This window comes from Streptomyces sp. NBC_01426, assembly GCF_036231985.1.
In the GTDB taxonomy this organism is placed as follows: domain Bacteria; phylum Actinomycetota; class Actinomycetes; order Streptomycetales; family Streptomycetaceae; genus Streptomyces.
In genome coordinates this window covers 3,802,491-3,827,063 of record NZ_CP109500.1, presented here as the reverse complement: position 1 = coordinate 3,827,063, position 24,573 = coordinate 3,802,491, and the positions used below count along the sequence as shown (strand labels likewise).

Annotated in this window: 20 protein-coding genes, 2 tRNA genes, 1 other RNA gene and 1 pseudogene; 11 read left to right on the top strand and 13 right to left on the bottom strand. The window is 72.6% G+C overall.

The genetic code is table 11. The features are described from left to right. The first annotated feature begins 138 nt into the window (after window positions 1-138). The 3 genes from OG906_RS16885 to OG906_RS16875 are packed head-to-tail and all read left to right on the top strand — an operon-like array spanning window position 139 to window position 1,364. Window positions 139-996 carry a helix-turn-helix domain-containing protein gene (locus tag OG906_RS16885; protein WP_329443710.1) on the top strand — a complete coding sequence of 286 codons (858 nt, stop codon included), beginning with the start codon at window positions 139-141 and terminating at the stop codon, window positions 994-996. After that, window positions 993-1,178 (top strand): DUF397 domain-containing protein, encoded by a 186-nt coding sequence (locus OG906_RS16880; protein ID WP_329443709.1) that lies wholly within the window; start codon window positions 993-995, stop codon window positions 1,176-1,178. The genes OG906_RS16885 and OG906_RS16880 overlap by 4 nt, the downstream gene beginning before the upstream one ends. 3 nt (window positions 1,179-1,181) lie before the next feature. Then, window positions 1,182-1,364 (top strand): DUF397 domain-containing protein, encoded by a 183-nt coding sequence (locus tag OG906_RS16875; protein WP_329443707.1) that lies wholly within the window; start codon window positions 1,182-1,184, stop codon window positions 1,362-1,364. Window positions 1,365-1,379: 15 nt separating this feature from the next. On the opposite strand, the gene OG906_RS16870 is transcribed toward OG906_RS16875, so the two are convergent. The 5 genes and pseudogenes from OG906_RS16870 to OG906_RS16850 all read right to left on the bottom strand — a co-directional run bounded on the left by OG906_RS16870 (window position 1,380) and on the right by OG906_RS16850 (window position 8,782). After that, on the bottom strand, window positions 1,380-1,994 hold the full coding sequence (locus OG906_RS16870; protein WP_329443705.1) for a hypothetical protein: 615 nt from the start codon (window positions 1,992-1,994) through the stop codon (window positions 1,380-1,382). Window positions 1,995-2,087: 93 nt separating this feature from the next. After that, window positions 2,088-4,163 carry an RICIN domain-containing protein gene (locus OG906_RS16865; protein WP_329443703.1) on the bottom strand — a complete coding sequence of 692 codons (2,076 nt, stop codon included), beginning with the start codon at window positions 4,161-4,163 and terminating at the stop codon, window positions 2,088-2,090. A 377-nt stretch (window positions 4,164-4,540) separates the two neighbouring features. Further along, complete coding sequence (locus OG906_RS16860) at window positions 4,541-5,014, bottom strand: molybdopterin-dependent oxidoreductase (RefSeq protein ID WP_329443701.1); 474 nt, start codon at window positions 5,012-5,014, stop codon at window positions 4,541-4,543. A gap of 50 nt (window positions 5,015-5,064) precedes the next feature. Beyond that, entirely contained in the window at window positions 5,065-7,905 is a 2,841-nt protein-coding gene (locus tag OG906_RS16855; protein WP_329443700.1) for a molybdopterin-dependent oxidoreductase, read from the bottom strand. Beyond that, window positions 7,902-8,782: pseudogene (locus OG906_RS16850) on the bottom strand (FAD binding domain-containing protein). Before OG906_RS16850 ends, OG906_RS16855 begins: the two are co-directional and overlap by 4 nt. A 219-nt stretch (window positions 8,783-9,001) precedes the next feature. Between OG906_RS16850 and OG906_RS16845 the strand changes: the two are divergent. After that, complete coding sequence (locus OG906_RS16845) at window positions 9,002-10,447, top strand: PucR family transcriptional regulator (RefSeq protein ID WP_329443697.1); 1,446 nt, start codon at window positions 9,002-9,004, stop codon at window positions 10,445-10,447. A 51-nt stretch (window positions 10,448-10,498) separates the two neighbouring features. Here OG906_RS16845 and OG906_RS16840 read toward each other — a convergent pair whose 3' ends face one another. From OG906_RS16840 to OG906_RS16825, 4 genes are all read right to left on the bottom strand, one after another. Beyond that, entirely contained in the window at window positions 10,499-10,894 is a 396-nt protein-coding gene (locus tag OG906_RS16840) for a TOBE domain-containing protein (protein ID WP_329443695.1), read from the bottom strand. Between the two features lie 50 nt (window positions 10,895-10,944). Further along, on the bottom strand, window positions 10,945-11,688 hold the full coding sequence (locus tag OG906_RS16835) for a scabin-related ADP-ribosyltransferase (protein WP_267803995.1): 744 nt from the start codon (window positions 11,686-11,688) through the stop codon (window positions 10,945-10,947). Between the two features lie 207 nt (window positions 11,689-11,895). After that, entirely contained in the window at window positions 11,896-12,162 is a 267-nt protein-coding gene (locus OG906_RS16830; RefSeq protein ID WP_329443693.1) for a hypothetical protein, read from the bottom strand. Continuing rightward, a complete protein-coding gene (locus tag OG906_RS16825) occupies window positions 12,162-12,851 on the bottom strand; it encodes a DUF5994 family protein (RefSeq protein WP_443067392.1) in 690 nt (229 codons plus the stop codon). Before OG906_RS16825 ends, OG906_RS16830 begins: the two co-directional genes overlap by 1 nt. Window positions 12,852-13,176: 325 nt before the next feature. Here OG906_RS16825 and OG906_RS16820 point away from each other — a divergent pair, with 325 nt between their 5' ends. Further along, on the top strand, window positions 13,177-13,716 hold the full coding sequence (locus OG906_RS16820) for a DUF5994 family protein (RefSeq protein WP_329443691.1): 540 nt from the start codon (window positions 13,177-13,179) through the stop codon (window positions 13,714-13,716). Between the two features lie 89 nt (window positions 13,717-13,805). Here OG906_RS16820 and OG906_RS16815 read toward each other — a convergent pair. Beyond that, window positions 13,806-13,893, bottom strand: a tRNA-Ser gene (locus OG906_RS16815). Window positions 13,894-14,102: 209 nt separating this feature from the next. Between OG906_RS16815 and ffs the strand changes: the two genes are divergently transcribed. The 6 genes from ffs to OG906_RS16785 all read left to right on the top strand — a co-directional run bounded on the left by ffs (window position 14,103) and on the right by OG906_RS16785 (window position 22,469). After that, window positions 14,103-14,197: signal recognition particle sRNA small type (ffs, locus tag OG906_RS16810), an RNA gene on the top strand. 77 nt (window positions 14,198-14,274) lie between these two features. Beyond that, on the top strand, window positions 14,275-16,503 hold the full coding sequence (locus OG906_RS16805; protein WP_329443690.1) for a DNA polymerase III subunit gamma and tau: 2,229 nt from the start codon (window positions 14,275-14,277) through the stop codon (window positions 16,501-16,503). A 60-nt stretch (window positions 16,504-16,563) separates the two neighbouring features. Further along, complete coding sequence (gene purD, locus OG906_RS16800; protein WP_329443688.1) at window positions 16,564-17,817, top strand: phosphoribosylamine--glycine ligase; 1,254 nt, start codon at window positions 16,564-16,566, stop codon at window positions 17,815-17,817. A gap of 276 nt (window positions 17,818-18,093) precedes the next feature. Next, on the top strand, window positions 18,094-19,671 hold the full coding sequence (locus tag OG906_RS16795) for a hypothetical protein (RefSeq protein ID WP_329443686.1): 1,578 nt from the start codon (window positions 18,094-18,096) through the stop codon (window positions 19,669-19,671). Window positions 19,672-19,853: 182 nt separating this feature from the next. Next, entirely contained in the window at window positions 19,854-21,332 is a 1,479-nt protein-coding gene (locus OG906_RS16790; protein WP_329443684.1) for a N,N-dimethylformamidase beta subunit family domain-containing protein, read from the top strand. Window positions 21,333-21,551: 219 nt separating this feature from the next. Next, window positions 21,552-22,469 carry a phosphoribosylaminoimidazolesuccinocarboxamide synthase gene (locus OG906_RS16785; RefSeq protein ID WP_267803878.1) on the top strand — a complete coding sequence of 306 codons (918 nt, stop codon included), beginning with the start codon at window positions 21,552-21,554 and terminating at the stop codon, window positions 22,467-22,469. A gap of 101 nt (window positions 22,470-22,570) precedes the next feature. On the opposite strand, the gene OG906_RS16780 is transcribed toward OG906_RS16785, so the two are convergent. The 3 genes from OG906_RS16780 to OG906_RS16770 form a co-directional block, all read right to left on the bottom strand. Continuing rightward, a tRNA-Gly gene (locus OG906_RS16780) sits at window positions 22,571-22,643 on the bottom strand. A gap of 22 nt (window positions 22,644-22,665) precedes the next feature. Continuing rightward, a complete protein-coding gene (locus tag OG906_RS16775; RefSeq protein WP_329443682.1) occupies window positions 22,666-23,310 on the bottom strand; it encodes a response regulator transcription factor in 645 nt (214 codons plus the stop codon). A 29-nt stretch (window positions 23,311-23,339) separates the two neighbouring features. Then, complete coding sequence (locus OG906_RS16770) at window positions 23,340-24,572, bottom strand: sensor histidine kinase (RefSeq protein WP_329443680.1); 1,233 nt, start codon at window positions 24,570-24,572, stop codon at window positions 23,340-23,342. Window position 24,573: the final 1 nt, after the last annotated feature.

Sequence of the window (24,573 nt, the reverse complement as noted above, 5' to 3'; positions counted from 1 at the left end):
CGTGCGTAGCCTGAGAAGGCGTAACGGCCTTGCGTACAAGGTCTGTACGAGGCCTGTCCAAGCCTGTCCGGACTGTCCGGCGGGCGCGCGCGGGTACGGGGAGTAGCGAAACTTCGGGCTCGTCGGAGGTGGGCGCGCGTGAGCGTGGACAGTGACGGTACGGAAGAGCACAGCTGGTCGGTGGACCCCGAGGACGAACAGGGGGCGGACATCGTCGCGGCGTTCGGCCGCCAGATGCGGGCCCGGCGGGAAGCGCTGGGCGTGCGGGTGGCGGAGCTGGCGGCGCGGATCCGGTACGGCGAGGACCTGATCTACAAGGTCGAGGGCGGCAAGCGGATCGCCAAGCCGGAGTACCTGGACAGGGTGGACGAGGCGCTGGAGGCCGGCGGGCTGATCAAGGCGATGAAGGAGGACCTGACGCGGGTCCGGTACCCGAAGAAGGTCCGCGAACTGGCCAAGATGGAGGGTGATGCCGTCGAGATCGGTGCATACCGTGTGCACGGCATTCATGGCTTGTTGCAGACGCCTGGGTACGCCCGCGCACTGTTTCGGATGAGGCAGCCCGCTTACTCGGAATCCGAGGTGGAGAGGTTTGCCGCCGCTCGTGAGGCGAGGTGGTCGATCTTTGAGCGGAACCCGGTTCCGGCGCTCGGTTTCGTCCAGGAAGAGGGGACCCTTCGGCGCCATATCGGGGGGACAATGGTCTGGCGCCAGCAGCTCGAACGTCCCTTGGAGCTGCTGGAGTTCCGCTGTGTGACGCTCCAGGTCATGCCGCTCGCCAGCGAGGCCCACGCCGGAATGGACGGCGGGATCGAGGTCCTGAAATTCGGGGATGGAACGGCCGTGGGACGCTCTGAGGGAGCCTTCAACGGACGACCGGTCTCGGACCCGAAACGCCTTCAACTCCTGGAGTTGCGGTATGGAATGATCCGAGCCCAGGCGCTCTCGCCACGGGAGTCCCGGGAGTTCATCGAGTACTTGCTGGGAGAGACATGATCCACGAGCTGGACTGGTTCAAGAGCAGTTACAGCGACGGCAGCGAGGGCGACTCCTGCGTCGAGGTCGCCGCGACCTCCGGCACGGTGCATGTCCGGGATTCCAAGAGCGTTTCCGGTCCGCAGCTCGGATTCAAGCCGCAGGCCTGGGCGGGCTTCGTCACGTACGCCGCGAAGGGGTAGGCCATGGCCGACCTGGACTGGTTCAAGAGCAGCTACAGCAGCGGCCCTGAAGGCGACTCCTGCGTCGAGGTCGCCGCGACCCCCGGCACTGTCCACGTCCGGGACTCGAAGAACATCCCCGGGCCCCGGCTCTCGCTCACGCCGCAGGCCTGGGCAGGCTTCGTGTCGTACGCCTCCCAGGCCTGAAACGGCTCGCGCGGGTCAGCGCCTGCGGGCCCGCGCGCGGCGCAGGAGGATGCCGACCGCCGCGCCGGCGAGGGCGATGACCACCACGCCCGCCGTGGTCCACCAGACGGTGTCGTCGGACTTCTTCGCCACCGGGGCGGTGGACGGGTCCGGGATCTGCGGGGTGGAGGCGGTGGGCGCGGACGGGGTCGGGGAGGCGACGGGGCTCGGCTCCGTCGTGGGGGCGGTCGACGGCGCGGTCGACGGGGCGGGGTCGGTCACCGGAACCGCGATCTCGCTCTCTCCGTGTCCCAGGTCGGGGAAGCCCACGTCCACCGTGACCTTCCACGTGCCCGGCGGCAGTATCTCGGTCGTGGACCAGCCGCTGGGCGTGCCCGCGTCGCGGACCAGTCGCCAGGGGCCCATGGTGCGGGAGCCGTCGGGGTTGGCCGCGTTCACCGTGGCGGCCACGGCCTCTTCGACGGGATCCCCGTCGTTCTCCCAGGTGATCTCTGTGGTGACGTGCCCCTCGCGCTGTCCGGTGATCACCACCTTGACGGTGTCACCGTGCGCGTGCGCGTCGGTGGATACGGCCAGGCCCTGTGCGAGCAACAGGAACAGGAACAGGAACGCGTGTCTGGTGCGCATCATCGCGGTACTCCGAAGTGCGGTGGGTCGAGATGAGGGAGCCGGCGGACGGCCCCGCGTGGGGAGGGGCCGTCCGCCGGGGGTTCACGAGGAGGGTCAGGCGGCCTTCTGGACCGTCCACGCCTGCGCCGCGCGGCCGTCCGCGCGCTGGAGGTCGAGCAGCCAGTTCCCGTAGTACGGGCGGTTGCTGACCGTCAGGGCGAAACCGCCGCCCGGGTCCGTCACGGTCACGGCGTTGCCGCGGGCGGTGACCCGCCACTTCTGCGCGCCGGAGTTCGTGCAGGGCTGCTGCGCGACCCACATGCCGGCGGCCGCCGCGGCGCCCGGCTGGAGGCACTTGCCGGAGACGGCGGAGCGGATGCGGACGAGACCGCTGCCCGCGTCGTCGAAGTACCACTGCTGCTGGGCGTAGCCGTTGGCCCGGCCACCGACGAGGACCGTCCCGTCGGCGGTCCGGCCGCCCCACAGTTCGGCGTTCATGCCGGTGCTGCCGTTGCCCAGCAGGTAGCGGGTGTTCGGCTTGGTGGTGGCGCCGCCGCCCGTGCTCTTGGTACGGAACGTCGTGGTCTTGCCGGCGCCGCTGTCACGGCCGGCGGAGTCCCGCACCGACACGGCGATCTTGTACTCGCTGCCCGGCTTCAGGTTGTAGATCCGCAGGGTCTGCGACTGGGTCCAGGTCAGGTGCTTGCCGTTCAGCTGCACCTGGTACCAGGCGGCGCCCTCCACCTTCGGCCAGCTCACCACGACGGAGTCGGACTGGATCTGTCCGGCCGTGACCGTGGGGCCGCCCGTGGGCTTCTTGGTCGGCGTGGGCTTCGGGGTGGGGGTGGGCGTCGGCTTGGGGTTGGGGTTCGGGTCGGTTCCGCCCCCGCCGCCGGCCGTGCGCATCAGGAACTGGTTGTCCGCGATGTTCCAGTGCGTGGCGAGGTAGCTGCCCGCCTTGGGACTGGTGTGGAAGTAGTCGTCGTGGTTGCAGTCCAGGATGTTCTCGGCCGCCTGGTTGGTGCAGACGTTGCGCATCGTGGGGTAGTACGGGGTGTCCGAGTAGCACATGACGTCCCACTCGTCCGTGCAGTGCGCGCCGCGGCTGGTGTTGGGGGCGCTGTTGTTGACCGCGCCGAGGTTGTGGCCCAGCTCGTGCGCGGCGGTGTGGCCGCCCCAGCAGCCGGAGTCGGTACGGCCATAGGAGGGGCCGAAGTTGCTCAGGTTGTCCTGGCCGTGGCGCTCGTCGCCGTTGAAGGTGCCGATGCCGCAGTAGACCTGCGTGTCCGCGAAGATCATGTACTTGCGGTCGCGGCGGTCGAGGCCCTTGCCGGCGAGCGCCTTGTTGCTCGCGCTGAACTCGGAGAGGGCGGACGCCGGAAGCTCGATGTTGAGCACGGTCGGCGTGCAGTCCGCGGCCGTCACGTAGCGGATGTGGCGGACGCCGCCGGTCTCCTTGGCGCTCGTGGAGTAGATGAGGTCCGCGTCGACGGCCCACTTGCGGAACGAGGCCACGTACTCGGAGTACCGGTCGCGGTCGGGGCCGTGTACGTAGACGACCTGGACGCGGTTGCCGGTGCTGCCGTCGCCGTCGCACTGGACGGTCTGGCCGGCGGGCCCTGCGGCGACCGCCTGGCCGGAGGCGGCCGAGGCGGCGGGGGCCGGGGCGGCCTTGGCGGTGTTCGTGGCCGCCTGCGCGTCGGCGGCGGGCGCGTCCTGGGCGCGCTTGCCTCCCTCTGCGGGGGCCGGGTCGTCGGACGCGGGGCGGGCCGGGTCGGCCGCGGGCGCCTTCGCCTTGACGACGGGCGGGATGTCCTTCTTGATGTCGACGCCCTTGGGCGGTGCGTCGGGGCCGTGGGTGCAGTGCCCGGCGTCGGTGCGGTAGACGCCGACGCACCGGTCGCCCTTCGGCGCGGCCTTGAGACCGTCGTAGATCATGCCGCGGGCGTTCTCGTTGGCGGGCGCGTCCTTGATGACGGCCGGCTCGGCGTCCCGGGCGGGTGCGGCGGCGGGCGCGGGTATCTCCGCGGCGAGGGCTTCGGCCTGTGCGGGCGGGGACGCCTGGGCGTTGTCGCCCAGTCCGGAGTAGGCGACGCCTCCCGCGATCACCGCCGCGGTGGCCATGGCGGCGGTGACGAGTATGAACCGGCGCGGCTTGCGCCGGTGTTCACGCCTTCTACGTCTGGTCATGCGCACCTCAAATCATGATGGGGGGTGGGTGCGCGGAAGCCTGCCAGAAGGGCGGTACGGAGAATTCGGACAAACTGGAATTGGCCCCAAGAAATCAGACCGTTACCTTCTGGTTTGATTTGATGAACTGTCAACTCCTGTGCAAGCAAGGCGAGTTACGCGTGTAGCGGCGCAAAGGTCCAGGCCTTATCGGGGAGGTCGTTATCAAATCGAGATAAGAAGTGGAAGCTTATTGACGACAATTCAGTCAGGGATTCATCTATCGCTCACCTGCTGAATTCTCGCGGTCACCAAACGTGACGAAACGCCCGGGACGGGCCCCGGCCCCCCTCGGAGCCGCGCCGCGACTCGCGCCGCGGCCCGCGCCGGAGCCCTTGTCAGAGCCCCAGGGTCGGCGGCGTCAGCGCACCGAACCACACGTGCGTGACCGCGCTGACGTAACGCGCCCCGCAGCGGTCCGACGGCACCACCAGCTGGCTCCCCGCCTCGTCGAGGCCCTCCCCGTCGAGGCGGGTCGCCAACAGGACCGGGGTGGCCCCGAAGTCGGAGTCCAACTCCGCCCAGGACAGGACGCTGTGGTGGCCGTCCCCGCCGCTCACCGCGATCAGGAAGCGGGAACGGTCCTTGCGCCGCCGGGCGTCGAAGGCCGGGCCGGCGTGCGCGACGACGTCGCGCAGCAGCGCCCCTTCGAACACGTGGTGCTGGGGGCCGTTCGTCGCACAGTCGAAGGTGACGGCGGCCTTGTGCTGTTCCCACACCCGAAGGTCCGCGACGCTCAGGGTCGCCGGGTGATCGAGGTCCCCGTGCAGCATGAGTTCGGCCATGCGTACGTCATGCCCCGGAGCGCTCATTGCGGAACCTCATCTGCAAGGTTGATGGCTTGATATGAGCCGCAAGCGTGTCACGATTCGTCGGTTCCACCTGGCAGATCCTGTGCATCCTGAAGGCCCCGCCCGCCCCGGGCGTTCTCCGCGATCCTCCGCCACACCACGTCGCGCGTCACCGGCAGCTCCGTGAACCGCAGCCCCGTCGCGTCCCGCAGCGCGTTCGCGAACGCCGGCGCCACCGGGTTGAAGGGGCTCTCGCTCATCGACTTGGCGCCCAGCGGCCCGATCGCGTCCGAGGTCTCCATGAAGTGGACCTCCGTGCGCGGCACGTCCGCGTACTGCGGCAGCCGGTAGCGACGGAACGCCGCCGTGGTCACCTCCCCGCGCTCGTCCACCCGTACCGTCTCGAACAGCGTCGCGCCCAGCGCCTGCGCCACACCGCCCTCCACCTGGCCGCGGCACTGCATCGGGTTCATGACCTTGCCGGCGTCGGCCGCGTGCACGCTGCGCAGGATCCTCATCTCGCCCGTGTTCGGGTCGACGGCGAGGCGGAACCACTGCGCGTTGAAGGCGACCGAGCGCGGCGAGCCGCCCCAGTGCCCGTCCGCCGCGATCTCGTCGAGCTTCCCCTTGTCGTACGCGGCCTCGTACAGCTCCTTGAGCGTGAGCACGCGGCCCGCGCAGTCGAACGCCTCGGCCTGGAGCCTGCACAGGTGACGCGCCACGCCCGTGTGACGGGCCGCGAAGGTCTGGAGCCGCTCCGCGAGGGAGTTCGCCGCCAGCATCACGGCCTTGCCCGCCACCACCGTGCCGGCGGACCCGAACGCGCCGGTGTCGTGGCGGACCACGTCCGTGTCCGACTGGCGGACCGCGATCCGGTCGACCGTCGTGTTCAACGCCCCGGCGGTGATCTGCTTGTGGACGGTGGTGGTGCCGTTGCCGAACTCCGCCGTGCCGACCGCGATGTCATACGTCCCGTCGCGCAGCAGGGCGACCCGCGCGTCCGCGTAGTGACCGCCCGGCGGGCCGGTCGCGATCATCGCGACCGCCGTGCCCTGACCGGTGAGCCAGCCCTCGGGAACGTCCTCGTGGCTGCGGTCCTCCGCGATCGCCTTGCGGACGACGTCCATGCACTGCTTCATCCCGTACGAGGCGATGAACAGGTCCTCCTCGTGTCCGATCGGGGTCACCAGGTGGTCGCCGGCGCCGATCACGTTCTTCTCGCGCAGCACGAGCGGGTCCATGCCCAGCTTGACGGCCAGCTCGTCCATCACCGATTCCAGGGCGAAGAGGACCTGGCCCAGGCCGTAGCCGCGGAAGGCGCCGGCCGGAACGCCGTTGGTGTAGACGGAGTACGCCTCCACCTCCTTGTTCGGCGCCTTGTAGACGGCGAAGGACTCGCCGACGCTGTGGAACATGACCGCCGGGCCGTGGTTGCCGTAGGCGCCGGTGTTGGAGACGACACGGATGCGCAGTGCGGTGAGGGTCCCGTCGGCCTTGGCACCGATCTTGATGGTGATCTTGAAGGGGTGGCGGGTGGTGGCACCGTAGAACTGCTCGGCGCGGGTGAATTCGAGTTTCACCGGCCTCCGCAGCTTCAGGGCGGCGAGGACCACGATGTCCTCGGTCAGCATCTCCTGCTTGCCGCCGAACCCGCCGCCCACACGGCCCGCGACCACACGGACCTCGTCCTCGTTCAGGTCGTACAGGGCGCACAGCGCCCGCCGGGTCAGGAACGGCGCCTGCGTGGAGGAGCGGACGGTGATGCGCTCGCCGTCGCCCTCCTCCTTGGGCTCGAAGTACGCGACGCTGCCGTGGGTCTCCAGGCTGGCGTGCTGCACGCGCTGGGTCTGAAAGGTCTCCTCGTGGATGACGTCCGCCTCCGCGTACCCCTGCTCCATGTCCCCCAGGGTGTTGTGGACCTCGCCGCACACGTTGTTCGCGGCGCGGAAGATGCCCGACTCGGGCCCCTTGGGGTGCAGGACGGGAGCGCCCGGAAGCATGGCCTCCTCCGGATCGACGACGTACGGCAGTTCCTCGTACGTGACGACCACGCGGCGGCAGCCCTCCTCGGCCGCCTGCTCGCTCCTCGCGACCACGGCCGCCACCCGCTGGCCGACGAAGCGGACCACGTCGTCGAGGACGCGGGTGTCCATCGGGTCCTCGGTGGGATGCTCGTGCCGGGCGGAGGAGTAGAGCCGCTCGGGGGCGTCGTGGTGGGTGAGGACCGCGTGAACCCCGGGCACCTGGAGGGCGTCGCGGGTGTCGATGGAGACGATGCGGGCGTGCGGGTGCGGGGAACGCAGCAGCTTCATGTGGAGCAGCCCCGGCACCTCCACGTCGAAGGTGTAGCGGGCCGTGCCGGTGACGACGAGCGGACCGGCCGGCGCGCCCGGCGACTTGCCCACCGCCTGCCCCGCCTCCGGGTCCTCGACGTGCTTCACCCCGTGCACGGCGTCCTCGATGGCGCGGTAACCGGTACAGCGGCAGATGTTGCCCTTGAAGGCGCGCGGCAGGTCGTCCAACTTGCCGTCGTCGTGGGCGGTGCCCCGCTCGGCCTGGAGCGCGGCCGTGGTCATCAGGAAGCCGGCCGTGCAGAAGCCGCACTGGAAGCCCTGCGCGTCCAGGAACTGCTTCTGCGCCGGGTGCAGTTCGCCGCCGGGCTTGGCGAGTCCCTCGACGGTCGTCACCGAACGGCCCCCGGCCCGGACGGCCGGATACAGGCAGCTGTGCACCGGCCGCCCGTCGACGTGCACGGTGCAGGCGCCGCAGTCGCCCTGGTCACAGCCCTTCTTCACACCGAACCAGCCGCGCTCGCGCAAGTACGTGCGCAGGCACTGGCCGGCCCGGGGCTCCTCCGTGAACTCCTGCTCGTTGACCTCGATCCGGTAGCTCTCGGGCGCGTCGGTGCTCATCGGGATCCCTCCAGGTGATCGGGGGCCGGTTCGAGGGCGGGTGCTCCGGGGGCGGGTGCTCCGGGGGCGGGGGACAGCTCGCGGCGGATCTCCTCGGCGAGGCGCAGGGCCATGTGCGGCGCCACTCCGGCAGGCCGTGGATGTCGTCGAACCACTCGTCGGCGCGGACGGCGGAGTCGATCGCCTCCCGCAGCTCGGCCGCGGTCGGCGGCAGGGCGAACCAGAACCGGAACGGCCGGGTGGTCGCGGCGGAGACCGTCACCGTCAGCGAACCGTCCTGCGGGTCCGACGCCCCGATCACCAGCGCGCCGGACCGCCCGAGCCCGTACAGCGACGCCTGCCGGAAAGCCGTACGGCAGTCCAACGCCCGGGCCGGGACCCGCACGGAACGCAGCAGCTCGCCGTCACGCAGGTCCTTCACCCCGGCACCGAGGACGAAGTCCGCGACGGGCAGCCTGCGGGTGGCGCCGTCCTGGCCCTGGAGCAGCACCTCGCCGTCGAGGGCGGCGGTCAGGGAGATCATCGGGCCGGCGGGGAGGCCGTTGCAGAGGTTGCCCCCGACGGTGGCCATGTTCCAGATCTTGAAGCTGGCGAGGAAGGCCCGGCAGCACTGCTCGATCAGCGGGGCGGCCGTCGTCGGCAGCGAGCGGCCGAAGCGGGACAGCTCGGTGATGGTGCAGGTCGCCGCGATGTCCAGGGAGCCGTCCGGCTGCCAGGACAACGGGGGCCAGCCCATCCGGGAGAGGTCGATCAGCCGGCGCAGATGCGGCTGCGGCTCGGAGAAGAGGTACGTGCCGCCGCCGAGCCAGGCGTCACCCGGCCGCCAGGGCTCCCGGCGGCGTGCGTCGCGCACGTCGAGCACCGTGTTGAGATCCACTTCGTGCCACCGGCCTCTCCCAGGGGGTTTTCAGTCAGTGAAGCAACGTGAACGGGGCCGGGACGACTGGTCCCGGCCACGGAAAGCAACGACCCGGAGGCGGTGCGACCTGGAGAATCAACCAAGAGGCCGCTCCGGCTCTTGCCCTTGCATTTACGATGGGACATCTCGTATTCGCCTGGCGAATGTGGGTGCTGCCCACCGCAAGGAGTCCCTGCCATGCACGTCCTCGACCTGCTCCAGTCCGACAATCTCGGCCTCACCCTGCTCTGGGGCGAGGAGGCCCTTCTCGGCCAGGAGGTCAGCGGGGTCACCGCCACCGACCTGGAGGACCCCGGCCGTTTCCTCGGCCCCGGCGAACTCGTCCTGAGCGGACTCGTGTGGTGGGCGGACGGCGACCTCGCGAAGGCGGACCGTTTCGTCTCCGCCCTCGCCCATGCCGGGGCCACCGCCCTCCTCGCCGGCGAGGAGACCCACGGCGGCGTCCCCGACGAACTGGTGGCGGCCTGCCGCGCCCACCGCGTCCCCCTCGTCGCCGTCCCCGCGAAGACCAGCTTCCGCGCCGTCACCGAGGCCGTGTACCTGCGCCAGTGGGGGGACCTCAGCCGCCGCCCCACCCGGCTCTTCGCCCTCCCCGAGAACGTCCGCAGCGAACTCAGCCGCCTCCTCGAAGGCGGCGCCGGCCCCGCCGAACTCCTCGACCGGGCCTGCGCCCACCTCGGCCGGGTCGCCTGCTACCTGCTGACCGCGAGCGGCCGCACCGTCGCCCGCACGCCCTCGGCCCCCGCCCTCCCCGCCCAGCGCACGACCGCCGCCCGCGGCGGCGTCTTCCTGCGCATCGAGTCCGACAGCTCCCCGTACGACGCCTGGCAGCTCCACGTGCCCGACGCCGACGCCGCCCCGCCCCGCGTCCTCCACGAGATCGCCGAGGTCATCGCCCAGTACCGCGACGGCCAGGCGCGCCGCGTCGCCGCCGCCCGCGCCACCGCCGAGGAACTGGTCCGCGTCCTGTCCGGGGACCCCGACCCGGCCACCCTCGACGACGCGCTGACCGCGGCCGGGCTCCCGCTCGGAGGCCCGTACCGGGTCCTGACCGCCACCTCGGGCGACGCCCTCGCCGAGGCCCTGCGCCACCTCGACACCGTCCCCGCCGCGGTCGGCGACGTCACCGCCGTGCTGTACGAGGACCCCGCCGCCGGACTCGACGTCCCCGGCCTGCTCCGCTCGGTGTGGCCGCTCGTCCGCGCCTGCGCCGAACCGGAGGTGGACCTGCGCCTCGGCGCGGGCACCCGCGCCTCCACCGCCGAGGCGCTGCGCGCGTCCCTGAACCAGGCCCGCTTCGCCCTCACCGCGGCCGACGACGACGTCCCCGTACGCGGAGTCGAGCAACTGGACACCCTCACCGAACTGCTCGCCGGGGTACCGCCCGAGGTCCGCACCGTCTTCGCGGCACGGGCCCTGGGATCACTCGGCGACGGCATGCTCCGGGAGACGCTGGAGGTGTTCCTCGCGAACAACTGCTCGTGGGCGCGCACCGCCGAAGCCCTGCACCTGCACGTCAACACCGTCCACTACCGCATCGAGCGCGTGGAGACCCTGACCGGCCGGGACCTCTCGCGCCTCGACCACAAGCTCGACCTGTACGCGGCGCTGCGCTGCGGGTGAGCGGAGGCTGTCGAGGGGGCCGGTGCGCGGCCCTCGCGGGGTCGACGGGCCTCAGCCCAGGTCGATGTACACCTCGGTGGACTTCACCCGCGCCGTGACGCACACCCCCACCGCGATCCCGAGCTGCTCCACCGACTCCCGCGTGACGACCGAGACGACCCGGTGCGGACCCGACTGGATCTCCACCTGGGCCGCCACGTCGTCGACCCGGACCGCGGTGACGATCCCCGCGAAGGAGTTCCGCACGGAGGTCGCGACGGCCCCGGCGACCGGCGCCGGACTCGCCGCCCGCTCCGTCGCGAAGGCGGCCAGCGCCACCCCGTCCACCGTCCGCGTCCCGTCGGACGCGCGGTGGACGGGCAGCCTTCCGGCGTCCGCCCAACGGCGGACGGTCTCGGGGCTGACGCCCAGCAGGTTCGCGGCCTGACCCATGGAGTACGACGGCACGGCCGCAGCCTAGTGCTGTGACCGGGGGTTCCCGACCGGGGGTTCTCGGCCTAGCGGGCCGCGACCGCGCGGGCCGCCGGGTCGTTCTTGTACGGGGCGAAGCCGGCGTTGTCCTTGCAGCCGAGCTCCTCCCAGGTGCTGATCTTGGTCGCCGGGTCGGTGTAGGTGAGGCGGTACTTGCAGGCACCCTTGATGTAGCGGCCCTTGACCCCGCCCGGGAAGTCGATCTCCTTGTTCCAGAGGTAGGGCGAGTTGTAGTTGTTCAGGTGCGCGGTGGCGTTCACGTCGATGCCGCCGGGCGCGTAGATCTCGTAGACCCAGCCCGTCTTCTCGGCGCCGTAGGTCGCGAACTTCTGCGCCACCCACTTCTCGCACGTGGTGCTCAGGTGCGCGCTGTCCTGCCCGCCGCCCTTGACGATGTACTCGGCGAGCGGGGTCAACCGGTCGCCGCGCGGCGTGAATCCGGTCTCGAAGATCTCCTCGACGCTCTCCCGCGTGTCCCCGCGCCACAGGGTGTTGGTGTCGCTGCGCCACTGCCAGCGCTCGTTCGCCGCGGCGGCCGCGACGGGGCGGGCGATCCTCGGGTTGGTCGTCGTACGCCACCAGTCCCAGGCGCGGTACTCGACGGTCGGCCCACAGGGCGAGGTCAGGTCGTCGACGAGCGCCGCCGGAGCGGCGGACGCCGCGAGCGCGACGGGCGCGAGGGGCGCCGCGTGCGCGGCGACGGCCGGGGCGGCGGCTGCGGCGGAGACGAGGGAGACGGCGGCGAGGACCCGGAGAGCGGCCTTCAACATGGTGGGGAGCCCATCAGTCGATCAACATGACGGGCCCTGTTATAGGCGCGAAGATCCCCCCCTCCCGGGCACGGTCCGGCCGATCCACCCACACGGGTGGAACAGTCGTACTGGGGAAAGGATCCGCCTCACGCCGACGACGGCACGGACGACCACCGCGGCGAGGACGGCGACGGCACCGGCGGCCGTGGCGCCGGCGGCCACGCGTCAGACTTCGTCCGCGTGCGCCCCGGTACCGACACCCCTGAGCGGTCTGCTGGTGCTCAACCAGGGCCGCTCCGGCCCGGCCACGGCCTCGGTGTCCACCGTGAGGTGCAGCCGCGTGCCACCCTCCGGGGCCGGATAGCTGCGCTGCTCCGTCGCGCCGAAGAAGTGACGCAGTACCTCGGCGACCGCACGGGCCGCCTCGGGGGAGGCGGCGACGACACGGACCTCGGCCCGCCCGGTCGCGGGCCGATACTCGGTACGGGCCATCAGGACGTCCGGCCCGACCCGCCGGCCGCGGCCATGCCGGCGGCCGTCCCCAGGGGGATCGCCTCCACGGGCATCACGGGCAACCCCGGACCCCGGAAGCGAGGGCTCGCGTGCGGGTCACCGAGCGGTTCACCGACGGGCGACATGCACGCTCCGCCCTCGGTCTCCCACGTGACCTCCCAGTCCGCCTCCCGGCGCTGCGCCTCGCGCACACCGCGCCCGATGACGGCCTCGTTGGCCATCAGGGTGCCGGCGCTCAGCATGCTGCCGGGGAGTGCGGCCGCCGCCAGCAGCCGGGCCGCCGAGGCGGGCGCGGTCTCGGGCGGGATCACCAGCAGGTCCCACCGGCCGACGGTGAAGGACAGCAGGATCAGCTTGTCGGGATCCTGCTCGACGAACCGCCCGACGTGAACGAACCGCCCGGCGACGTCCACCTTCGGCGGGACGACCGGCCAGTGCATCGGGTTCACGGTGACGCGGGTGATCCGCCCCCACAGCTCGTCGAGCGCCGCCATCAAGGGCGGGAGTTCGACGGCGAGGTCACGGGAGTGGGGCCACCACGCCCCGTCCAGGGCGGTGACCAGCGCGGAGCGCGGGGCGAGACGCAGTCGCGCCGCCATCGCGAGCGCCGGCGCGAGGTCGTGGTGCGTGGTCCGTCCGAGGGGCATTCCTGCCAGGGTCGTGTTCATGACGCGAACCGTCCCCCGGGCCACCCGTCGGCAGCCCGGCGTCTCGTGATCGCCGGAAACGACACTCGCCTGCGGCCGGTGTACGAAATGCTCCCGGTCCTTCGACTGTACTCCCGTACGACGCCCCGGGAACCTCCCACGACCAGGCACTTTCCCGCCCGGCCGCCCCCTGGCCCGCCGCAGGGGCCCGACCGGTCGGGCCCCTGCGGGGAACACGCCCCCGGAGTACCGTTGAACCACGAAGCCAGCGCCCGACCGGCGACGACACCGCCCTGCGGTGAGGCCGACGGTCGAGCACGGCCTCCCCCCGAGACGGGCGAACCACATGGCCGACTCCGAGAACCACCACCACTACGAGCTGCTTCTCCCGGACGAGATCCACCACACGGTGAAGCCGGGCACGGCGCTGCTCCGACTGGAGACCACGCACACCCGGGAAGGCGTGCTGGACGGCGCGTGGTGGCCCCGTTCGAGCGACCCCGTGGCCGAGCTGCCCGAGCTGATCTCGGTACTCACCGGCCACCTCGGCCCGATCACCCGCATCGGCCTGGACGCCTCGACCTGGCAGGACATCCCGACCCGCCTGGTCGTCGACGGCCACGTCGTGCACCTCGTGTCCGACCCGGTCGGAGACGACACCGTCCTCATCACCCGCGGCGAGAACGACCACTTCGCGCTCCTGGTCGTCCCCCCGAAGACCCGGCCCGCCGCCGCCCGCACCGCGATGGCCCGAGCGGTCCGCGCCGACAACACCACCCGCGCGACCCAGATCCTCATGGCCGTCACCATCGAACCCCCCACCCCCGACGCCCCCACTCCCGAGGCCCCCACCGCCGAGGACGGCACGACGACCCCGGTCGCGTGAGCCCACCGTGGCGGACCGGTCAACGCGAGCCAACGCAGAAGGCCCCGGCCGGTTTCCCGGTCGGGGCCTTCAAGTGCCCGGTGAGGCACTGGCGGAGGATACGAGATTCGAACTCGTGAGGGGTTGCCCCCAACACGCTTTCCAAGCGTGCGCCCTAGGCCACTAGGCGAATCCTCCGGGGCAAACAATACAAGACGTTCAGGGGTGCTCGCGAACGTGATCGTCGGGCGGTGGACCGGGACGGATCCGGGAGCGATCCGGGAGAGGTGCGGGAGGGATGCGGGAGGGATGTCGCCGGCGATCCGGTACGGATGCGCGAGCGACCCGCACGCGACCGATGAAGCGACCCGGGTCGATTCCGGGTCGCTTCATCGGCTAGGGTGGGGCCAGCCCCTCACGTGGCGCTATCTCACCCAACTCCCCCAGGGCCGGAAGGCAGCAAGGGTAAGTGGGCTCTGGCGGGTGCGTGGGGGGCGTTTTGCGTTCCGGGGCGGCTTCGGCGGGGATCCGCGGGCCGGTGGGCGGCTCTTGTCGGTGGGCCCGGATAACCTCGTATACGTGTCGTCCCTTGCGCTGTACCGCCGCTATCGCCCCGAGTCGTTCGCCGAGGTCATCGGTCAGGAGCATGTCACTGCACCGCTGATGCAGGCCCTGCGGAACAACCGGGTCAATCACGCGTACCTGTTCAGCGGTCCGCGAGGGTGTGGCAAGACCACCAGCGCGCGCATCCTGGCCCGCTGCCTGAACTGTGAGCAAGGTCCCACGCCGACCCCCTGCGGGGAGTGCCAGTCCTGCAAGGACCTCGCGCGCAACGGCCCCGGCTCCATCGACGTCATCGAGATCGACGCCGCTTCGCACGGTGGTGTGGACGACGCCCGTGACCTGCGGGAGAAGGCCTTCTTCGGGCCCGCCTCCAGCCGCTACAAGATCTACATCATCGACGAGGCCCACATGGTCACCTCGGCGGGCTTCAACGCCCTGCTGAAGGTCGTCGAGGAGCCGCCGGAGCACCTGAAGTTCATCTTCGCCACGACCGAGCCGGAAAAGGTCATCGGCACCATCCGGTCCCGGACGCACCACTACCCCTTCCGCCTCGTCCCGCCCGGGACCCTGCGGGACTACCTCGGCGAGGTCTGCGGCCGCGAGGGCGCCACCGTCGAGGACGGCGTGCTGCCGCTCGTCGTGCGGGCCGGCGCCGGGTCGGTGCGTGACTCGATGTCGGTGATGGACCAGTTGCTGGCCGGAGCCGCCGAGCAGGGTGTGACGTACGCCATGGCGACGTCCCTCCTCGGTTACACGGACGGATCGCTGCTCGACTCCGTCGTGGACGCGTTCGCCGCCGGGGACGGGGCCGCCGCGTTCGAGGTCGTCGACCGCGTCGTGGAGGGCGGCAACGACCCCCGCCGGTTCGTCGCCGACCTACTGGAGCGGCTGCGCGACCTGGTGATCCTGGCCGCCGTCCCCGACGCCGGGGAGAAGGGGCTCATCGACGCCCCCGCCGATGTCGTCGAGCGGATGACGGCCCAGGCCTCCGTCTTCGGCGCCGCCGAGCTGTCGCGCGCCGCCGACCTCGTCAACACCGGGCTCACCGAGATGCGGGGCGCGACCTCGCCCCGGCTCCAGCTGGAACTGATCTGCGCCCGCGTGCTGCTGCCCGCCGCCTTCGACGACGAGCGTTCCTTCCAGGCCCGCCTGGACCGCCTGGAGCGCGGCGGGTTCGCGGCCGCGGCCGCCGCCGCGCCCGCGGTGATGCCCGCCATGGGGTACGTCCCCGGGCCCGAGGCCCACGGCATGGCCCCGGCCGGACCCGCCGGCGGGATGGCCGCCGCCCGCGCGGCCGTCCGGGCCCCCGAACCGGAGCCCGCCACACCCCCGGCCCCCGCCACACCCCCGGCCCCCGCCCAAGCCCCGGCCGCCCAAGCCCCGGCGGAGGCACCCGCCCCCGCGCAGGCCCCCGCCACCGCTCCCGGCGCCTGGCCGGGCGCCGCCCAGCCGGGCGCCGGCGCCCGTACGCCCGCCCCCGCCGCAGCCCAGCCGGGCGCCTGGCCGGGAGCCGCGAGCCCCGCCTCCGGCGCCCCGGGCCCGTCCCCGGCCGCCCAGGCCCCCGCCGCCGGTGCCTGGCCCAGCGCCACCGCACCCGGATCGGGCGCCCCCGCCCCCGCGGCCGCGCCGGCCCCGGCCGCCGCCGCCCCGAGCGGACCCGCGCCCGCCATCCCCTCGCCCGGCATGGCCGCCGGAGCGGGTCAGGTACAGGCCATGTGGCCCGGCGTCCTGGAGGCGGTGAAGAACCGCCGCCGCTTCACCTGGATCCTGCTCAGCCAGAACGCCCAGGTCACCGGCTTCGACGGAACGACGTTGCAGCTCGGCTTCCCCAATGTCGGAGCCCGCGACAACTTCGCGAGCAGCGGCAGCGAGGACGTCCTCAAGGCCGTCCTCTCCGAGCAGTTCCAGGTCAACTGGAAGATCGACGCGGTGGTCGGCGGCGGCGCGCCCGTGCCCGCCGTGGGTTCGTACTCCGCGCCCGCGTACAGCCCGCCGGCCCCGCAGCAGCAGGCCCCGGCCCCGGCTCCGCAGCAGCCGTCCCAGCAGGCCTCGTACCAGCAGCGGTCCCAGCAGTCCGCGCCCCCGCCGCAGCCGCCCGAGCGGCAGGCGCCCCCGCCGGTCGCCCCCGAGGACGACGTCCCCGAGGAGGACGACCCAGACCTCGTCGACAGCGCCCTGACCGGACACGACCTGATCGTGCGCGAGCTCGGAGCCACTGTTGTGGAGGAATACACGAACGAGTAGGGCCGTCTCATTGGGTGGCCGCACGAAAGGGAATCCTGAGCGCGGGCTACGCTTCATGGCGTGAAGGTCCTCGTCATCGGCGGCGGCGCCCGCGAACACGCCCTGTGCCGCTCTCTGTCCCTCGACCCCGACGTCAACGCCCTGTACTGCGCTCCCGGCAACGCCGGGATCTCCGAGGTGGCCGAACTGCGCCCGGTCGACGCCCTCGACGGTGACGCGGTGGCGCGCCTCGCCGTCGAGCTCGGCGCCGAGCTGGTCGTCGTCGGACCGGAGGCCCCGCTGGTCGCCGGGGTCGGCGATGCCGTCCGCGCGTCCGGCATCCCCGTCTTCGGCCCCTCCGCCGACGCGGCCCGACTGGAGGGCTCCAAGGCCTTCGCCAAGGACGTGATGGCCGCGGCGGGGGTTCCGACCGCGCGCAGCTACGTGTGCACCACCCCGGAAGAGGTGGACGCGGCCCTCGACGCCTTCGGCGCCCCGTACGTCGTCAAGGACGACGGCCTCGCCGCCGGCAAGGGCGTCGTGGTCACCGACGACCTCGCCGCCGCCCGCGCCCACGCGCTGGCCTGCGACCGGGTCGTCATCGAGGAGTTCCTCGACGGCCCCGAGGTCTCCCTCTTCGCCATCACCGACGGCGTCACCGTCCTGCCCCTCCAGCCCGCGCAGGACTTCAAGCGCGCGCTCGACGGCGACGAGGGCCCGAACACCGGTGGCATGGGCGCGTACTCCCCGCTCCCCTGGGCCGACCCGAAGCTGGTCGACGAGGTCATGGCCTCCGTGCTCCAGCCCACCGTCGACGAACTCCGCCGCCGCGACACCCCCTTCTCGGGGCTGCTGTACGCCGGCCTGGCGATCACCTCGCGCGGGGTTCGGGTCATCGAGTTCAACGCCCGCTTCGGCGACCCCGAGACCCAGGTCGTCCTCGCCCGCCTGCGCACCCCGCTCGCGAGCGTGCTGCTGAACGCGGCCCGGGGCACCCTGGACACCGAGCCGCCGCTCGCCTGGCACGACGACGCCGCCGTCACCGTCGTCATCGCCTCGCACAACTACCCCGAGACCCCGCGCACCGGGGACCCGATCGAGGGCCTCGCCGACGTGGCCGCGCAGGACGCCCCGCACGCGTACGTGCTGCACGCCGGGACCCGCCTCGCCGGCGACTCCGTCGTCAGCGCGGGCGGTCGCGTCCTCTCGGTGACGGCGACCGGTTCCGATCTGGCACAGGCCCGCGAGAGGGCGTATAAGGCCGTCGCCCGCATCCGCCTCGACGGTTCGCAGCACCGCACGGACATCGCGGCGAAGGCCGCCGAAGGCCGCTGAACAGCGGAACGACGTGAACGCGGGCCCGGGCGCACTCTGCGCGCCCGGGCCCGCGCGTGCGACTGCATCCGGCCGCGTTCGAACGCACCCACCTTTACCCAAAGCCATTCCATCGGGTGATGGTGGCCCGGACCGCCTGACTGTCGCGCCGGCCCCAACTAGGGTGCGGCGCAAGCATTCCGGCACATGGCCCACCGGCATTGCGATGTCGGTGGCTGGTGTCACAGTGGGGGAGTGAGCAAAGCCGCCGCAGGGCAGAGGGGGTGAGGTCCGGCCGTGTCCGGAACCGGTTCGATCGCTGAAGTCGGGACGCCGTCCGCGCGTTCCCGAGCCCTCGCCGTGCTGCGGGTCCGCAGCAGGGCGCTGGCCCTCGCGCTGCTGCCCGCCGCCCTCGCGGTGGTGCTCGTCACCGCCCGGATGACGGGGCGGCTGCCCGGTGACCCCTGGCCCGCGGTGACCCTGACCGTCTGCGTGGTCGCCGCCCTGGTGCTGCTGGTCGGCGGGCTCTTCGCCGCCGTCGTGCTGCGGGCCGGCCCCGCCGTGACCCCGACGGTGCCGCTGTCCGAGACGGCCGCCCCCGATCTGTACCGGCTCGTGCGCGACCTCGCCGACCGGATGGACGTGCCCGCGCCCTCCGCGATAGCCCTGACCCCGGACTGCGACAGTTGGCTGGAGGACCGCACCCACCCCGCCCACCGCCGCGCCGACACGGCCGCCGGCCGCCCCGAGTCCGCGCCCGGCGCGGCCCCCGTGCTGGTGATCGGCTCGCCGTTCCTGTGGTGGATGCGCGTCGCGGAACTCCGTGCCGTCCTCGCGCCGGTCGTCGCCGGCACGGGCCCCTCCGCGCACCCCGACATAGCCGACGCCCGGGGCTTCGTACGAGGGCTCGACGCCGCCGTGGACGTGGGCGCCAGGCCCGGCCTCGGCTGGATCGCCCCGCCCGCCCGGCTGCTGCTGCGGCTGTGCCGGGTGGACGCCGCGGAGATGGAGCGCGGGGTCGCCGCCGCCGCCTCGGACCGCGCCCACGGCGTGGACTACGGGCTGCGCATCGTCGCCCAGGAGCAGGTCGGGCTGGCCTATGCGGGCTGGGACCGGCTGCTGACCCGGGTGGCCCTGCCGGCCTGGCGGATGGGCCGCTGGCCCGCACGCCTCGACGCCGGCGTCGTGTCCGCGCTGACCGAGCTGTCCCGCCGCGACCGCCTTGCGGACGGGTTCACCTCCCGGCTCGGCGAGCGCCCCGCCTGCGATCTGCTGGAGCAGCCCGGCGCCGTCGACGAGGCCGCCTCGCTGCTGGCCGCGCGGCTCTTCCACGGCGGTCCGGCCGAGGCGGGCCCGGACTGGTCCCCGGTCGACTGGGCGGCGTATCCGGAAGAGGTCGTGGACCGGAAGTGGCGCACGGAGGCCGCCCGACTGCACGCCGCCCTCGACGGGCAGGCGGCCGCCGCCGCCCCCACCGTGGAGCGGGTCATCGCCTTCCTCACGGACGCCGTCCCCGCCGGGGAGTCGCTGGCGGGCAGGCTCAGCGGGGACCTCGCGCGGGAGGAGTCCGGTCCGGACTCCGTGGCGCGGACCGCGGACGCCGTGCCGCTCTTCCCGCTCCAGGCGCCGCGCAGCGGGCGGGACCTGCTCGCCGACCACGTGACGGCGCTGGTCTGTTGCGCGGCGGTGGACTCCGCCGGGGCCGCGCCGGGCCTGGACTGGCTCGACGGCCCCGTCCTGCTGGTCGGCGGCGCACGCCGCTCGGACCTCGCGCCCCGGGTGCTGTGTCTGGTCGAGGACGGCGACCCGGAGCCGCTGCGGGACTGGCTCCAGGAGATCGGCGTCCGCCCGGAGAAGCCGGTCCGGCTGGTGTGAGGCGCGGCAGGCGCCGCCCGGGGCCGCGCGCCCGCGCGCGCTCCCTCGCCCCGGATCCGGCCCCGACGCCTGCCGGCCACGTGACAAGGCTTTTTCGCGACGAACGGTGACGGAGTGCGCGCGTTATGTGATGTGCTGGGGTCGACGGATGCACGTTCGGGGGAGCGAGGGAGGGGAGCGGGATGAGTGCGGACCAGATCCGGCGGTGGGAATCAGGTGCGCTCGCGCACGCGGTGAACGATCCCTTCGGGCAGGGACCGCTGCCCTGGTTCCGGGGGAGCGAGCTGTACTTCGACGACACCGGCCAGGTCGTCCCCTGGTACGTCGACCCCGCCGTCGCCCCCGGCCAGATCCCGCGCGCCCGCAGCGGCGGCGGCCCGCTCACCGCCGATGACGTCCACCGGCAGATCAAAGGCTTCGCGTCCACCGGAGCGGTCTCCCCCGGCGAGGCGATCGACTTCCACATCACCGTGGACCCGCCCCAACAGTTCTCCGTCGACATCTACCGCATCGGCCATTACGCGGGTGACGGCGCCAGCAAGATCCACTCCAGTCCCCGGCTCTCCGGCATCGTCCAGCCGGCCCCGCTCACCGCCGACCGGACGGTCTCCTGCCACCACTGGTGGCTGTCCTGGCGGCTCCAGGTCCCCTCGTACTGGAACGTCGGCGCGTACGTGGCCGTCCTGACGACCGTCGACGGCTACCGCTCCCACATCCCCTTCACGGTCCGCGACGACGAGCCCGCCGACCTGCTGCTCCTGCTGCCCGACATCACCTGGCAGGCCTACAACCTCTACCCGGAGGACGGCCACACGGGCGCGAGCCTCTACCACGCCTGGGACGAGCAGGGCCGTCTCCTCGGGGAGGGGGACGCCGCCACCACCGTCTCCTTCGACCGCCCCTACGCGGGCGCCGGCCTGCCGCTCCACGTGGGCCACGCCTACGACTTCATCCGCTGGGCCGAGCGCTACGGCTACGACATCGCCTACGCCGACACCCGGGACCTGCACGCCGGCCGCGTCGATCCCACCCGCTACCGGGGCCTGGTCTTCCCCGGGCACGACGAGTACTGGTCGGCCCCCATGCGCCGCACCGTCGAGCGCGCCCGCGAGCACGGCACCTCGCTCGTGTTCCTCTCTGCCAACACCATGTACTGGCAGGTCGAACTGGCCCCTTCCCCGTCCGGGGTCGAGGACCGGCTCCTCACCTGCCGCAAGCGGCGCGGACCCGGCCGCCCCAGCCTGTGGCGCGAGGTCGACCGCCCCGAACAGCAACTGCTCGGCATCCAGTACGCGGGGCGGGTCCCCGAGCCCGCGCCCCTGATCGTGCGCAACTCCACGCACTGGCTCTGGGACTCCACCGGCGCCTCCGAGAACGACGAGCTCGACGGACTGGTCGCCGGCGAGGCCGACCGGTACTTCCCGCGCACCCAGCTTCCCGAGCACCAGGACCGCATCCTGCTCGCGCACTCCCCGTACCTCGACACCGAGGGCGCCAAGCGCCATCAGGAGACGTCCTTGTACCGGTCGCCCAGCGGAGCCTGGGTGTTCGCGTCCGGGACCTTCGCCTGGTCCCCGGCACTCGACCGCCCCGGCCACGTGGACGAACGGATCCAGCGGGCCACGGCCAATCTCCTCGACCGGATCTGCAAACACGACTGACACGCCCCCGACCGGCACCGGCACCGGCACCGGCACCGGCACCGGAACGGGCACCCGACCGACACGGCACCTCGGTCGACGCCGACGCCGACACCCGTTCCCCGACCGACGAGGCATCCCGCACCCGACCGACGCGACGGGCCGCGCCCCCCTGGCGAGGGCGCGCGGCCCGGTACGGGACAATGGGACCGCGCTCGTACAGAACCACAGGGAGACCCCGTGTCCGGATTCGTCGAAAAGCCCGAGCCGGCTCAGGTGCCGGGCCTCGTCCACCTCCACACCGGCAAGGTCCGCGATCTCTACCGCGACGAGGACGGCAACCTCGTCATGGTCGCCAGCGACCGGATGTCCGCCTTCGACTGGGTCCTGCCCACCGAGATCCCGGACAAGGGCCGGGTCCTGACCCAGCTCTCCCTGTGGTGGTTCGACCAGCTCAAGGAACTCGTGCCGAACCACGTCATCGGCACCACCCTGCCCGCCGGCGCCCCCGCCGACTGGGCCGGCCGCACCCTGATCTGCCAGAACCTCGACATGGTCCCGATCGAGTGCGTGGCCCGCGGCTACCTCACCGGCTCCGGCCTCGCCGAGTACGACCGGACCCGTACGGTCTGCGGACTCGGCCTGCCCGAGGGCCTCGTGGACGGTTCGGAGCTGCCCGGCCCCATCTTCACCCCGGCCGCCAAGGCCGAGGTCGGCGAGCACGACGAGAACGTCTCCTACGAGGAGGTCGCGCGCACCGTCGGCACCGAGACGGCCGCGCTGCTGCGCCAGGCCACCCTGGCCGTCTACACCCGCGCCCGGAACATCGCCCGCGACCGGGGCATCCTCCTGGCCGACACCAAGTTCGAGTTCGGCTTCGGGGCCGACGGGACGCTGGTCGCCGCCGACGAGGTGCTGACCCCGGACTCCTCGCGGTTCTGGCCGGCCGACCAGTGGAAGCCGGGTCGCGCCCAGCCCTCCTTCGACAAGCAGTACGTCCGCGACTGGCTGGCCTCCCCCGCCTCGGGCTGGGACCGCACCGGCGAACTTCCGCCCCCGGCCCTGCCGCAGGAGGTCGTGGAGCAGACCCGCGCCAAGTACATCGAGGCGTACGAGCGGCTCACCGGCCTGACCTGGACCGAGAAGACCGGCCGCTGAACCTCCCGTGTCCCCGGCCCGCCGAGCGGGCCGGGGACACCGAGAGCCCACGAACACGAAGAAGCCCCCCGGTCCGAGGACCGGGGGGCTTCTTCGTACAGAGCGGACAACGCGACTCGAACGCGCGACATCCACCTTGGCAAGGTGGTGCTCTACCAACTGAGCTATGTCCGCATGCGCCGTAGCGCGGTACCCACTATACCCAACCTCGCCGGCGTGCGAGACGCACTGCCGTGTGCCGGTTCTCGGCCCCCAGCTTCGTCGCCGCCGAGGACAGGTAGTTGCGCACCGTTCCCTGCGTGAGCGAGGCCCGCTCCGCGATCTCCGCGATCGGCGCCCCGTCCGCCGCGAGTTCCAGCACCTCCGCCTCCCGGGCGGTCAACGGGGAGTCCCCCGCGCTGATCGCGTCGGCGGCCAACTCGGGGTCCACGTAACGGCCTCCGGCGTGCACGGTCCGGATCAGCTCGGCCAGACGCTGCGCCGACACCGTCTTCGGCGCGAAGGCCCGCACGCCCGCCGCGAGGGCCCGCTTGAGGTGGCCGGGCCGGCCGTGACTGGTCACGATCATGACCTTGCAGCCGGGGAGTTCGGACCGCAACGATGTGGCGACACTCACACCGTCCGCCCCCGGCATCTGCAGGTCCAGCACCGCCACGTCCGGCCGGTGCGCCCGGGCCATCGCCAGCGCCTCCGGCCCCGACGCCGCCTCCGCGACGACCAGCAGATCGTCCTCCAGGGCCAACAGCGCGGCCAGGGCGCCGCGGATCAGGTGCTCGTCGTCGGCGAGCAGTACGCGTACGGGGCTCACGCCCGCACCTCCAGTCGCGGGTACGGGGTTCATGCCCGCACCTCCGGTCGTGGGCGCGGGGCTCATGCCCGCACCGTCAGTCGTTGTTCGGGGATCCGCGCCAGCAGCCGGAACCGGCCGCCCTCGGAGGGGCCCGCCGACAGCGTTCCGTCGACCACCGCGAGGCGCTCGCGCAGCCCCGCCAGCCCCGAACCGGGCGGACCGGCCGGCAGCTCGGGGGCCCCGTCGTTCTCCACCAGCAGGGTCAGCGCGCCCGATCCGTCGGCGGCCTCGGCCAGCCGGATCAGGCAGCTCTGCGCGTCGCCGTGCCGCAGGACGTTGGTGGTCGCCTCCCGGACCACCCAGCCCAGGGCCGACTGCACCTCCACGGGCAGGGCCCGCCGGGCCTCGAACTCGACCCGGCAGTCCATCCCGGCCGCGCTCAGCACCCCGCGCGCACCCTCCAGCTCCACCGCCAGGTCCGCCTCCCGGTAGCCGCGTACGACGTCCCGTACCTCGCGCTGCGACTCCCGGGCGATCCGCTGGACCTCGATCATCTGCTCCACCGCCTCGGGACGACCGCGCCGGGCCAGTTGTACCGCCAGCTCGCTCTTGAGGGCGATGACCGCCAGGTTGCGCCCCATCACGTCGTGCAGGTCCCGGCCGAACCGCAGCCGTTCCTCGGCCACCGCGAGCTGCGCCTGGAGCTCCCGGGCGCGGTCGAGTTCGTACACGATCCGCAGCAGCCACGCCGAGAAGCCACAGGCGAAGCTGAGGAACAGACCGCTCAGCAGCACCCCGATGGCATACCCGACGCCCTCCTGTACCGGCAGCCCCACGGCGACCACCGTCAGACCGGTGGCCACGGCATGGGCCGGCGCGACCCCCCACATGTGCCGGACCTTCTCCAGGCACATCACCAGCGAGCCGGAGGCGAAGCAGGTCATGCCCGTCACCAGCATCGGGGCGACGGCCTCGTCGACGTGCCCGGTCCGGCGCAGGACGAGGACCGCGACACATCCGAAGGCCGTCACGGCCACCGTCGCCACCGCCACCCACACGGGCCGGTCCCGGCGCCCCACCAACCAGTCCAGCGCCCGGGAGGAGAGGAACCCGACGAGTACGGAGTGCACGCACATCAGCACCAGCAGGCCCACTTCGGCGGAGCCCGGCACGTCCCGCGGGCCGAGGACCAGGCCGCCGAGTCCGAAGGTCAGGATCTCGATCGCCACGAAGAGGTGGAACGACCAGCGTGTGTACAGCTCGACCTTCCCCGCGCTGCTGCGGTTCTTCCACCACCCGGTCAGCTTCGACACG

Coding starts and splice junctions, on each gene's coding strand:
- OG906_RS16860 (WP_329443701.1), bottom strand. CDS start 5,014: ATGAGCGCTCCGGGGCATGACGTACGCATGGCCGAACTCATGCTGCAC.
- OG906_RS16830 (WP_329443693.1), bottom strand. CDS start 12,162: ATGGCCCGTACCGAGTATCGGCCCGCGACCGGGCGGGCCGAGGTCCGT.
- OG906_RS16880 (WP_329443709.1), top strand. CDS start 993: ATGATCCACGAGCTGGACTGGTTCAAGAGCAGTTACAGCGACGGCAGC.
- OG906_RS16835 (WP_267803995.1), bottom strand. CDS start 11,688: ATGTTGAAGGCCGCTCTCCGGGTCCTCGCCGCCGTCTCCCTCGTCTCC.
- OG906_RS16875 (WP_329443707.1), top strand. CDS start 1,182: ATGGCCGACCTGGACTGGTTCAAGAGCAGCTACAGCAGCGGCCCTGAA.
- OG906_RS16855 (WP_329443700.1), bottom strand. CDS start 7,905: ATGAGCACCGACGCGCCCGAGAGCTACCGGATCGAGGTCAACGAGCAG.
- OG906_RS16865 (WP_329443703.1), bottom strand. CDS start 4,163: ATGACCAGACGTAGAAGGCGTGAACACCGGCGCAAGCCGCGCCGGTTC.
- OG906_RS16870 (WP_329443705.1), bottom strand. CDS start 1,994: ATGATGCGCACCAGACACGCGTTCCTGTTCCTGTTCCTGTTGCTCGCA.
- OG906_RS16790 (WP_329443684.1), top strand. CDS start 19,854: ATGAGTGCGGACCAGATCCGGCGGTGGGAATCAGGTGCGCTCGCGCAC.
- OG906_RS16820 (WP_329443691.1), top strand. CDS start 13,177: ATGGCCGACTCCGAGAACCACCACCACTACGAGCTGCTTCTCCCGGAC.
- OG906_RS16845 (WP_329443697.1), top strand. CDS start 9,002: ATGCACGTCCTCGACCTGCTCCAGTCCGACAATCTCGGCCTCACCCTG.
- OG906_RS16825 (WP_443067392.1), bottom strand. CDS start 12,851: ATGAACACGACCCTGGCAGGAATGCCCCTCGGACGGACCACGCACCAC.
- OG906_RS16775 (WP_329443682.1), bottom strand. CDS start 23,310: ATGAACCCCGTACCCGCGACTGGAGGTGCGGGCGTGAGCCCCGTACGC.